Raw genomic sequence first — 10004 nt, 5'->3', positions numbered from 1 at the left:
CCTGAACCGGTCCATCCTGGACAAGGGCTGGCACCGCATCGAACTCGCCACCCGCAGCAAGGCCCGGTACACGGGCACCCACGTGATCACCGTCAACCCGGCGTACACGAGCCAGAGGTGCAACGTGCGTCGTCAACGCCATGGACGACCCCGGCTTCGCGGCCGCCGTCAAGGCCGCAGGCCGGCCCAACCTGATCATCGCAGGCGTCACCAACGACGTCTGCACCGTCTACCCCACCCTCACGACGCTCGACGAGGGTTACCGGGTCCAGGTCGTCGCAGACGCAGGGGGGTCGCCGAGCAAGCTGGCCGACGACGTCGCCCTGCGCCGCATGGAGCGGGCCGGAGCCGGCATCACGTCGACCAACATGATCCTGACCGAACTCGCCCGCCACTGGGCCTCTCCCGCCGGCGAGAAGCTCCTCCCCATCGTGGCCGAACTCATCCCCGCCTGACGCGCGCTTTCTCCGCTCCTCATCCACCCCGCCGCACCGCGACCAGCGCCACGGCGGATTTCGAAAGGACATCACCATGTCCATGACCTACCTGGCCCAACAGGACCAGCAGCAGTCACTGGAGTGGCTGGACGGCGGGACGTTCTCCGTCCTGCTGGACGGCCAGGCGACCGATGGTCAGCTCACCGTCGGCCGCTTCCACGTCAGCAAGGGCGAAGCGCCGCCCTTCCACGTGCACACCCGCGAGGACGAGATCTTCATGCTGATCAGAGGCACCGCCCTGGTGTGGTCCGACGATCAGGAGTTCGAACTCGACGAGGGCGGCATCGTCTTCCTGCCGAAGAATGTCCCGCACGGTTACCGGATCACCTCTGAGGAGGCCGATCTGCTGATGATCGCTACCCCGAGCGGCATCGAGGGCATGTTCCGCGAGGCCGGACGCGACCTGTCGGCCCCGCGACCCGACGGCTTCGAGATCTCCCCCGATCGGCTCGCCCATGCGGCGGACGCCTACGGCCAGGTCGTCCTCGGACCACCCCGCTGACCTTCCCGCAACGCCTGCGGCGAGGGTCGAGAAGCTACTGATACAGTGTCTTGCTATAACGCCGCGAGTTGTCGACGCCCTGCCGAAGACGGCGACTGCGGACCCTGCGGCCAGGCGCGCGGCAGAACCGTGGAAACCGGCCTTGGTGAGAGGAAAGAATGAACACGGAGAGCACGCTCGCCGCAGCGCCCGCGACCGCCGAGTCGGAAGGCATCGACCTCGTCGGGTACCACGACCTCGACGGCAACCCCGCCTTCAAGATCGCGATGCAGCGCGCGAACGGACGCCACTACCTCTATCTGAGCCACTTCTGGCGCTCGGCATGGAGCATCGTGGACGTGACCGACCCCGGGCGTCCCGTGCTCGTCCGGACGATCGACGGGCCGCCGAACACCTGGACGCTGCAGGTGCAGGTGGCCGACGGCCTCATGATCAATGCGCTGGAGCGCGCGACACCGGGCTGGGGCTTCGACCCCGCGCTCACCGAGAAGGTCGGCGCGCTCATCTGGGACGTGGCGACGGACCCGACGAACCCGAAGCTGCTCGCGCACTACGACACGACCGGTCGCGGCACGCATCGAAACTATTACGCGGGTGGAAGGTACGCCTACCTGGCCGCCGAGCCGGAGGGCTTCAAGGGCAACATCCTCGTCATCCTCGACCTGTCCGATCCGAGCCGTCCGACGGAGGCCGGACGATGGTGGTGGCAGGGCCAGTGGCACGCCGGCGGCGAGCAGCCGGAGCACGACCACTACCTGCACGGCCCGGTCTATGTCGTGGGGAATCTCGCCTACCTCAGCTACGGCAGGGTCGGCATGGTCGTCCTCGACGTCTCCGATCCCACCCGGCCGGCCTTCGTGTCGCGCCTGTCGTTCGGCGACTTCGGCAGCGCGCTAGGCTGCCACAGCGCCATCCCGTACGGGCCGGGCATCGTCGTCGCCAACAGCGAGGCGTTGCGCGAGGGTGACACGGAGTCCCTGGGCTACTCGGTGGTGGTCGACGTGAGCGAGCCGGAGTCTCCGCGCATCATGAGCTGGCTGCCGACCCCGTACCCGAGCGAGGAAACGGGCCTCACCACCTACGCGAACAAGGGCGCGCGGCACGGTCCGCACAACCAGCACCAGTGGCAGTACCAGGACTGCCTCATGCGGGACGACACGAGGGTCTACCTCACGCACTTCAACGGAGGTCTGCGGGTCTACGACATCTCCGAACCGCTGCGTCCGCGCGAGATCGCGTACTACGTGCCGGAGGACCCGAAGATCCGCCGTGGCGTGAAGCCGGTGGAGGCGCTGGTGACCCAGTTCGAGGACGTGCTCGTCGACAGCCGCGGCTACATCTACTGCACGGACAAGAACCACGGCCTGTTCGTGCTGAGGATGCCGGCCTGACGGTGCTCTCAACCTGAGATGACCGGGGTGGACACGGAGCCGACGCGCTCGATCTCCACCTCGACCAGGTCGCCGGGGGTGAGGAAACGCGGGGGGTTGCGCACGTAGCCGACGCCGGACGGCGTTCCTGTGGCGATGAGGTCGCCTGGATGTAGCGTCATCCCCTGGCTGAGGAACGAGAGCAGATGATCGATCGAGAAGATCATCGAGCGCGTCGAGTCGGACTGCACGACCTCGCCGTTGACTCTCGCCTCGATCCTGAGGCCGCCGTCGATCGGCCCCACCTGGTCACTCGTCATGATCGGTCCGAGTGGGCCGCTGCCGTCCGCGTTCTTGCCGAGGGTCCACTGCGTCGTCAGTTTCTGCGATCGCCGGGCGGTGAGATCGTTGAACGGCGCGTATCCGTAGACGGCGCCGGCGGTGTCGGCCTCGGCGGCCCGATAGAGCGGACGCCCGACGATCGCGACGAGTTCGGCCTCCCAGTCGAGCCCCTGCTCACCGGGCGGTACGGCCACCGGGACTCCGTCGGTCGAGAGTGAGGCGGTCCAGCGGGCGAAGACCGTCGGATACTTCGGGGGATCCCAACGTCCTTCTGCCGCGTGCTCGGCGTAGTTGAGGCCGACGCAGATCACTCGGGCGGACGGCAGAACGGGCGGGACGATCTCGAGGCCCTCCCGCGCCACCGGATCACCGTCGACGGCGTCGGCCCCCCACCGGAAGGGATCGTCCCAGAACTCCTCGACCGGAGCGATCGGCTGCACCGTGCCGGTGTCCAGAATTCGTGCCACCATGATCGACTTGCCGGTTCGGTATCCAATCAGTCGCACAGGCGTGTCCTCCGAGAGTGGTGGGGGGTGGAATCAGCGCGCGGCAGTGGCACGCGCGTAGGTGGACTCGAATGCCCTGGATCCGGCTTCGAGCACCTGCGACGCCGGTTGCCGCCACATGGAGTTCGCCAGCGGCTCGCCGAACGTGCCGTCGTCGGAGAAGATCTCCAGCTCGTACCAGCCGTCGTAGCCCGCGTCGTGCGCGGTCCTGATCACGTCCTCGACATTGAGCGTTCCCTCGCCGGGCAGCGCTCGGTCGAACCGGCCGCGCGAGTCGGGCTTCTTGTCGCAGACCTGGATGCCCACGATCTTGTCGATGTGGGTCGCGATGTTCTCCAGCGGCTCGTTCGCGATGTGCCAGTTGTCGAGCAACACTCCGATGTTGTCGGCGCCGACGTCGGCGATGAAGTCGAGGGCCTGAGGGATCGTCCGCACCATGCTGCCGGCGGCGCCCGGACTGATGACCTCCAGGGCCAGCCGCACACCGACGTCGGCGGCGATCTCGCTCACGCGCCTGAACGCCGACACGACACGCTTGCGCGATTCGGCCTCGCCGTCGGGCTGGGGAGCTCCGGCGAGGATGCAGACCGCCACCGGCTGGTAGACGGCGAACCGCCGCACGGACTCGCACAGGATGGTCAGCCGGGCGTCGGGATCCTTCGGATGCGCAAAATGCCCGTTACCAGTGAAGATGCCTGGCGTGAGGGGAAAGCAGAATGTGGCAGTGAGACCGGCGTCGACGAGTTGCGCGGCGCGCTCCTCGTCCCGATCGCCTTCGAGTTTGTACTCCCACAGGCCGATCCCCCGGATGCCCGCGGCCGGGTAGGTCTTGATGTCCTCGACGAAAGGGGAGTGGTACGTGGTTCCGGCACTGACGGCGAACCGCGGGGTGTTGGTCATCATCGCTCCTACTGGTTGACCTGAACGAGGATCTTGAGCTCATCGCCCGGCTTGGCGAGGGCCTGGAACCCCTTGTCGACGATCTCGTCGAGCCCGATCCTCGAGGTCACGATCCGCTCGATGGGGAGAACGCCCGCCCGCACCATGAGCACCGTCTTCTCCCAGCTCTCCCGGCTGTATCCCACCGAGCCGACAAGGGTGAGGTCGTCACGCGTGATCCGCCGTACGTCGACCGTCGTGGGCCCGGGATGAACGGCGGGAACGCCGACCGTGCCGCCCACTCGCACCGACGCGACACAGGCCTCGTGCGCCGAGGGCTTGCCCGCGCAGTCCATGGCGACGTGCACTCCGTGCCCGCCGGTCCGCTCGCGCAGGTAAGCGGCGATGTCGTCCCGCGCGCTTTCCGGCACGATCGCGGCACCAAGGGACTGAACGAGCGCCGCACGCTCCGGGTTGATCTCGAAGACGTGTACGGCCGAGGCCCCGAGCGCCTTCGCCACCATGACCGTGAGCGCGCCGATGGCACCGGCGCCCGCGACGAACACGGTGTCGCCGGGGCCGATGCCCGCGCGGAGAGCGGCGTGCAGCGCGACCGCCGCCGGCTCGATGACGGCGCCCGCCACGGCGGAAATCCCCTCCAGCGGCGTGAGCTGATAGGACTGCACGAGTGCCCGCTCGCCGAAGCCGCCCCACGGCGAGCTCAGGCCGGTCCATGCCTTGACCACACAGTGTGTGTGCTGCCCCTGATGGCAGGCGAGGCATTGCCCGCAGTGCTGAAGAGGCATGATCGCCACTTCCTCGCCGACCGCGACGCCTTCGACGTTCGCACCGACCGCGACCACGCGCGCGGAGAACTCATGTCCCAGGACGAGAGGCAGGCCGGCCCCGGTCAGCGGATGCGGCGCGCGAGAGACGCTGCCGCCGTGCCCCGTGAACTCCTTGACGTCCGTTCCGCAGATCCCGCTCCACAGCGACTCCACCACGGCTTCGTACGGGCCGGGTTCCGCGGGATCGGGCACCTCATCCACGCGAATGTCACCTTGACCGTATAGGCGTGCGGCCTTCATCGGCGCTCCCTCCAAGCCTTGACATGGGGAAAAATATAGAAAATATTTTATTTCTGTCAAGGAACAATCATGCAAGGAAGGAGTGGAGATGGCACAGAGTCCGCCCGCGCGATCCAGGCTGCTGACCCTCGCCGGCCACGCTGAGCAGGTGCTCCGGGAGATGATCTTTTCTGGGGAGTTAGCCCCCGGGGTCCGGATCTCGACCGATGAGGCCGCGGAGAAGCTCGGCATGAGCCCCATCCCCGTGCGGGAAGCGCTGCGCAGCCTGGCCTCCCGCGGGCTGGTCGAGGCGATCGCGCGTCGAGGGTTCCGGGTGCGCGCGGCCGACCGCGCCGACTTCGCGGAGACGTACCAACTGCGGCTGCTGCTGGATCCCTTCGCGACGAAACTCGCCGTCCCCCGCATGGATGCCGATGCGATCGCCGCGATGGACCGCGCACTCGACGATCTCGAGCGCACGATACTGAGCGACGACGCCGAGTCCTACGAACCCGACCACCGCGCCTTCCACTTCTCGATCTACAACCACTCGGGGTCGCGCTGGCTGATCGACATCCAGGCGATGCTGTGGGAGAACAGCCAGCGCTACCAGCGACTGTCCGCCACTGTGCGCGGAACTCCCGAAGATCGCGTCGCCGAGCACCGCGCTATCGCTGGGGCGTGTCGCCGTGGCGACGCCGAGGAGACGGCGCGTCTGGTCCACCAGCACCTTGACTTCACGCAGGCCGTCGTCGTCCCGGTGCTCGAAGCGTCCAACCAGGAGAAGTGATGACAGACAAGACGAGCCGCGCGGTGTGGTTCACCGGTCCTCGCCGGATCGAGCTGCGGGAGGCGCCTGTCCTCCCGCCGGGTGCCGGCGAGATCGTGGTCGAGGCGACGCGCTCGCTCATCAGCGCGGGCACCGAGATGCTCGTCTATCGGGGCGACACGACCCCGGGCGACAGAATGCCACCGACCTCCGAGGGGCGGTTCCCTTTCCCTGCCAAGTACGGCTACCAGATCGTCGGCCGAGTCGTCGAGGCCGGGGCCGACTCCGGTTACGCGGTCGGCGATCGGGTGTTCGCCCGGCATCCGCACCAGGACGTCTTCACGATCGCGGCGCTGCCGACCCTGGTGACGGCGATCCCGGACGCTGTCTCCGACGATGCCGCCACCCTGCTCAACCTGACAAGGGTGGCGCTGACCGGCGTCCTCGATGTTCCGGTCAAGACCGGAGAAGTGGCGGTGGTGTTCGGCCAGGGCATCGTCGGGATGATGTGCGCCAGGATCGCCCGGCTGAACGCCGGCAAGGTCATCGTGGTCGACCGCCTGGCGAAGCGACGAGAACTGGCTCTGGCATACGGCGCGGACGCCGCGGTGGAGCCGCAGGACGTCGCGGCCACGGTGGCCGGACTCTCCGACGGCAGGGGCGCCGACGTCGTGTACGAGGCGAGCGGGGCGCCGCCCGCGCTGCAGTCCGCGATCGAGATCGCAGCCGATCGGGGGGAGGTCGTGGCGATCTCGCTCTATGGCAAACAAGAGGTCTCGCTCCGGCTCGCCCCGGAGTTCCACTTCCGCCGCCTGCGGATCACCAGTTCCCAGGCGACGGATCAGCCTCGCTGGGACTGGGTGCGGCGCACCGAGGTCTCGTTCGACTTGCTACAGCGGCTGGACACCACGGAGATGATCAGCGCCACGGTCCCGTTCGACCGCGCGGCGGAGGCGTACGACCTGGTCGACGGTGATCCCGCGCACGTACTCGGCGTGGTGCTCGACTACGGTCCGCCCCGGTCGGCGTGAACGGGTGAAAAGGCCCTCGCGTTGAGGAGTGACAACCGCACCGCCTTCGTCTACAGTTCGTTAGGCCAAGACAGTGTATCGAAATACCGCACCAAGGGCAGGATCGGATGGACGGTCGTTTGACGGGCAGGGTTGCCGTGCTGACCGGCAGCGGCGGCGACATCGCCCGTGCGATCGCCCTCCGGCTCGCGAGCGAGGGTGCGGCCATCGTCGGCTGTGACGTCTCGGCCGAACTCGCCGAGCAGACCGTCGAGGCCGTGCGTCGTGCGGGCGGGCGGATGGAGTCTCTCCACCCGCTCGACCTCTCCGACGAGGCGAACGCCGTGCGGCTCGCCGAGCTCGCGGTCGAGAAGTTCGCGCGGATCGACATCGTCTGCAACACCCCGGCACCCCGCGACGCGAGATCGTGAGCCGGGCCGCCCTGTTGCCTCGCAAGGTCGGCCGTCCTGAGGACATCGCGAACGGCGTCCTGTTCCTGGCCTCGGACGAGGCGTCCTGGGTGACAGGCACGGACCTGCGGATCGACGGAGGCTGGCTGGCCTCCGGCGGAGCCGGCCCGGCCCGCCCCGAAGACATCGCGGTGATGTCGGCGCCCGCGGACTGACAAGCGTACGTAACTCACTACCGCGGTGGGATCCCCAAAAGGAGTAAGGTCCATGGCAGCAGTCCAGGATATGGACGCCGGGATAACGCGCGCGTCGATGCGCCGAGTCGTTTTCGGCGCCATCATCGGCGGAACCATCGAGTGGTTCGATTACTTCATCTACGCCAGCGCCTCAGCGCTCATCTTCGGCAAGCTCTTCTTCACCGGGACGAGCCCGCTGGTCGGCACGCTCGCCTCGTTCGGGACGTTCGCGGTCGGGCAGCTCGTGCGGCCGATCGGCGCGATCGTCCTCGGCAACCTCGGTGACAGGATCGGCAGAAAACCGATCCTGGTGACGACGTTCATCCTCATGGGGGCCTCGACGTTCTGCGTCGGGTTGTTGCCGACGTACGCCTCGATAGGCGTGCTCGCACCCGTCCTGCTCATCGTGTGCCGCCTCGCCCAGGGCTTCGGCGCCGGCGCGGAGTACGCGGGCGCGTCGATCATGATGCTCGAGTACGCTCCCCCCAACCGCCGCGGCCTGTACGGCTCCATCGGCTCCATCGGAAGTGCCGCGGGACTGATGCTCGGGACCCTCGTCTTCACCCTGCTTCAACTGCTGCCGGACGAACAACTCCTCTCCTACGGATGGCGCATTCCGTTCGTCGCCAGCGCGATCCTGGTGGGCGTCGGCTTCTGGGTCAGGACGCGCGTCGGGGAGTCGCCGATGTTCGAGAAGGTCGCCGAGCACAGGGAGGTCCAGCGGCTTCCGCTCAAGAGCCTGGTGCTGAGCGAGCGTAAGTCGCTCCTGCAGATCTTCGCTCTCGCGGCGGGACTTCAGATGGGGACGTACATCTTCCTGACGTACATCATCTCCTACCTCACCGAGCAGGCGCGGTTCGCCTCGGGGACCGCGACCTACCTCGTCTTCTTCGCCGGCATCGCGGCCACGATCGTCACCCCACTGTTCGGCTGGCTCTCCGACGCCATCGGCCGTAAGAAGGTCTTCGGCGGCGCGGCGTTGCTCGCGGCCATCTGCGTGTTTCCGTACTTCTGGCTCATCGACACGAGGAACGTCGTCCTCGCCGGCATCGCGGTCGTCGTCCTCGGCGGAGTCGTCATCCAGGCGATGGCCGGCGTACAGGGATCGCTGTTCGGCGAGGTGTTCAGCACCAAGCTGCGCTACAGCGGGTTCGCCGTCGGCCGCGAGGTGTCGGCCGCGGTCTTCGGCGGTCTGTCGCCGCTCATCGCGACCGCGCTCGTCGCGGCGACCGGAGGAGCGCCCTGGGGCGTGTCCATCTACCTGATCGCGGTGCTCCTGCTGACCTTCGCGGTCACGTTGTTCGTGCCGGAAACGCACAAGGCGGCACTCAAACTCTAGATCGCCGGTCCGCCGGCCGTCCGCACGCTCACTGTGCCTCGGCCGGCGCGTGGTATCCGAGGCGCCGGGACAGATCGCTGCCTGCCCGCATCACCGTGGCGGCGATCTCCGGTTCGCGCGCAGGGTCGTAGCGCTGGTCCGGGCAGGTGAACACGACGGATCCGAGGCACCGCCCCGAGGCGTCGAAGTACGGTGCGGCGATGGCGCCTCCGGAGGGCACCCGCTCGCCGCGGCTCGCCGCGTAGTGCCGCTCGCGATCCGCGGCGACGAGGGCGAGCAGCCGGTCCGCGTCCGTGATGGTGCGGGAGGTGACCGCCTCCAGGCCGGTACGGTCGATGATCTCGCGAACCTCGCGGTCGTCGAGCCCTATCAGGACCGCCCGGCCTCCCGCTCCGGCGTGCAGCGGCGCACGCTCACCCGGATCGATGACGTAGCGGACCTTGTGCGTGCAATCCACCTTGTTACGGAAGATGATCTCGTCACCGTCGCGTACCGCCAGATAGCACGTCTCATTGAAGGTCGTCGCCAGGGAGCGGACGATCGGCTCGGCGGCCCGCCACAGGGTGTCGCGACCGTGGATGGTCGCGGCGAGCCCGAACAGCCGCGGCCCCACCCGGAACCGCCCTGAGAACTCGTCCTGCTGCGCGGCGCCGAGTTCGACGAGCTGCTCGGACAGACGCGAGATCGCGCTCTTGTCGATGCCGAGCTCGCGCGCCAGTTCGCGCACGCCGATGCCCTCCTCGCGCGTCGCCAGCGCCTCGAGGAGGAAGACCACCTTGGCCGCGGTGTTGTGGCGATTGCGGCGCCCTGACCGGTCACCGGGCACATGTTCGGCTTCGGTGTCATCGAGCCGCGTCGCCGCATCACCGGTGGTCACTCTGTCGCCGCCATCCTCGATCATCCCGACAATCTCCTGTCGACGCCGCGCGTCCAAGACAAACCTAAGCCAAGGCCGGGGGCGATGCGGCGCGTGTCCTCCCCCCGCGAGAAGACCGCCCCAGCCCTGGTCACCCTTAGTGACTCCTGTATAGTGAGACAACGTTGCAACATAATACCAGTCGCGTGCTAGCGAAGAGG

Annotated in this window: 12 protein-coding genes and 1 pseudogene; 9 read left to right on the top strand and 4 right to left on the bottom strand. The window is 67.9% G+C overall.

Translation table 11 applies throughout. From position 1 onward, the window contains the following. Nucleotide 1: 1 nt before the first annotated feature. From ITP53_RS61690 to ITP53_RS03335, 4 genes and pseudogenes are all read left to right on the top strand, one after another. Nucleotides 2-121: pseudogene (locus ITP53_RS61690) on the top strand (zinc ribbon domain-containing protein); the annotation flags it as partial. 19 nt (nt 122-140) lie between these two features. Next, entirely contained in the window at nt 141-455 is a 315-nt protein-coding gene (locus ITP53_RS03345) for an isochorismatase family protein (RefSeq protein WP_207755483.1), read from the top strand. Between the two features lie 76 nt (nt 456-531). Continuing rightward, a complete protein-coding gene (locus ITP53_RS03340) occupies nt 532-999 on the top strand; it encodes a cupin domain-containing protein (RefSeq protein WP_195893774.1) in 468 nt (155 codons plus the stop codon). A 158-nt stretch (nt 1000-1157) separates the two neighbouring features. Continuing rightward, entirely contained in the window at nt 1158-2390 is a 1233-nt protein-coding gene (locus tag ITP53_RS03335; RefSeq protein ID WP_195893773.1) for an LVIVD repeat-containing protein, read from the top strand. Between the two features lie 8 nt (nt 2391-2398). On the opposite strand, the gene ITP53_RS03330 is transcribed toward ITP53_RS03335, so the two are convergent. Genes ITP53_RS03330 through ITP53_RS03320 form a run of 3 tightly spaced genes read right to left on the bottom strand, consistent with a single transcriptional unit; the run spans nt 2399 to nt 5145 of the window. Continuing rightward, nucleotides 2399-3217, bottom strand: coding sequence for a fumarylacetoacetate hydrolase family protein (locus ITP53_RS03330; RefSeq protein WP_195893772.1), 819 nt, complete (start codon nt 3215-3217; stop codon nt 2399-2401). Nucleotides 3218-3250: 33 nt separating this feature from the next. Beyond that, on the bottom strand, nt 3251-4117 hold the full coding sequence (locus tag ITP53_RS03325; protein WP_195893771.1) for a sugar phosphate isomerase/epimerase family protein: 867 nt from the start codon (nt 4115-4117) through the stop codon (nt 3251-3253). Nucleotides 4118-4125: 8 nt separating this feature from the next. Next, nucleotides 4126-5145, bottom strand: coding sequence for a zinc-binding dehydrogenase (locus tag ITP53_RS03320; RefSeq protein WP_195893770.1), 1020 nt, complete (start codon nt 5143-5145; stop codon nt 4126-4128). Nucleotides 5146-5272: 127 nt separating this feature from the next. Here ITP53_RS03320 and ITP53_RS03315 point away from each other — a divergent pair, with 127 nt between their 5' ends. From ITP53_RS03315 to ITP53_RS03295, 5 genes are all read left to right on the top strand, one after another. Beyond that, a complete protein-coding gene (locus tag ITP53_RS03315; protein WP_195893769.1) occupies nt 5273-5953 on the top strand; it encodes a GntR family transcriptional regulator in 681 nt (226 codons plus the stop codon). Continuing rightward, nucleotides 5953-6963: a zinc-dependent alcohol dehydrogenase gene (locus ITP53_RS03310; RefSeq protein WP_195893768.1), complete on the top strand. Its 1011-nt coding sequence runs from the start codon at nt 5953-5955 to the stop codon at nt 6961-6963. The genes ITP53_RS03315 and ITP53_RS03310 overlap by 1 nt, the downstream gene beginning before the upstream one ends. Before the next feature lie 119 nt (nt 6964-7082). Further along, nucleotides 7083-7373 (top strand): SDR family NAD(P)-dependent oxidoreductase, encoded by a 291-nt coding sequence (locus tag ITP53_RS03305; protein ID WP_207755482.1) that lies wholly within the window; start codon nt 7083-7085, stop codon nt 7371-7373. Beyond that, on the top strand, nt 7370-7567 hold the full coding sequence (locus ITP53_RS03300) for an SDR family oxidoreductase (RefSeq protein ID WP_328813829.1): 198 nt from the start codon (nt 7370-7372) through the stop codon (nt 7565-7567). The genes ITP53_RS03305 and ITP53_RS03300 overlap by 4 nt, the downstream gene beginning before the upstream one ends. Before the next feature lie 52 nt (nt 7568-7619). Continuing rightward, the gene (locus ITP53_RS03295) at nt 7620-8927 is read left to right on the top strand and encodes an MFS transporter (protein ID WP_195893766.1); all 1308 of its coding nucleotides are present in this window, start codon (nt 7620-7622) and stop codon (nt 8925-8927) included. A 28-nt stretch (nt 8928-8955) separates the two neighbouring features. On the opposite strand, the gene ITP53_RS03290 is transcribed toward ITP53_RS03295, so the two are convergent. After that, nucleotides 8956-9828, bottom strand: a complete 873-nt coding sequence (locus ITP53_RS03290; protein ID WP_195893765.1) for an IclR family transcriptional regulator — start codon at nt 9826-9828, stop codon at nt 8956-8958. Between the last annotated feature and the right edge of the window lie 176 nt (nt 9829-10004).

The sequence above is a fragment of the Nonomuraea cypriaca genome (assembly GCF_015645445.1).
Taxonomy (GTDB): domain Bacteria; phylum Actinomycetota; class Actinomycetes; order Streptosporangiales; family Streptosporangiaceae; genus Nonomuraea; species Nonomuraea cypriaca.
Note: the sequence above shows the minus strand (reverse complement) of the source record. Positions and strands in the feature narration are given on the sequence as shown.

Excerpts from the sequence above, each read along its gene's own strand:
- ITP53_RS03345 (WP_207755483.1), top strand. The coding sequence starts at position 141 with ATGGACGACCCCGGCTTCGCGGCCGCCGTCAAGGCCGCAGGCCGGCCC.
- ITP53_RS03340 (WP_195893774.1), top strand. The coding sequence starts at position 532 with ATGTCCATGACCTACCTGGCCCAACAGGACCAGCAGCAGTCACTGGAG.
- ITP53_RS03335 (WP_195893773.1), top strand. The coding sequence starts at position 1,158 with ATGAACACGGAGAGCACGCTCGCCGCAGCGCCCGCGACCGCCGAGTCG.
- ITP53_RS03325 (WP_195893771.1), bottom strand. The coding sequence starts at position 4,117 with ATGACCAACACCCCGCGGTTCGCCGTCAGTGCCGGAACCACGTACCAC.
- ITP53_RS03315 (WP_195893769.1), top strand. The coding sequence starts at position 5,273 with ATGGCACAGAGTCCGCCCGCGCGATCCAGGCTGCTGACCCTCGCCGGC.
- ITP53_RS03310 (WP_195893768.1), top strand. The coding sequence starts at position 5,953 with ATGACAGACAAGACGAGCCGCGCGGTGTGGTTCACCGGTCCTCGCCGG.
- ITP53_RS03295 (WP_195893766.1), top strand. The coding sequence starts at position 7,620 with ATGGCAGCAGTCCAGGATATGGACGCCGGGATAACGCGCGCGTCGATG.
- ITP53_RS03290 (WP_195893765.1), bottom strand. The coding sequence starts at position 9,828 with ATGATCGAGGATGGCGGCGACAGAGTGACCACCGGTGATGCGGCGACG.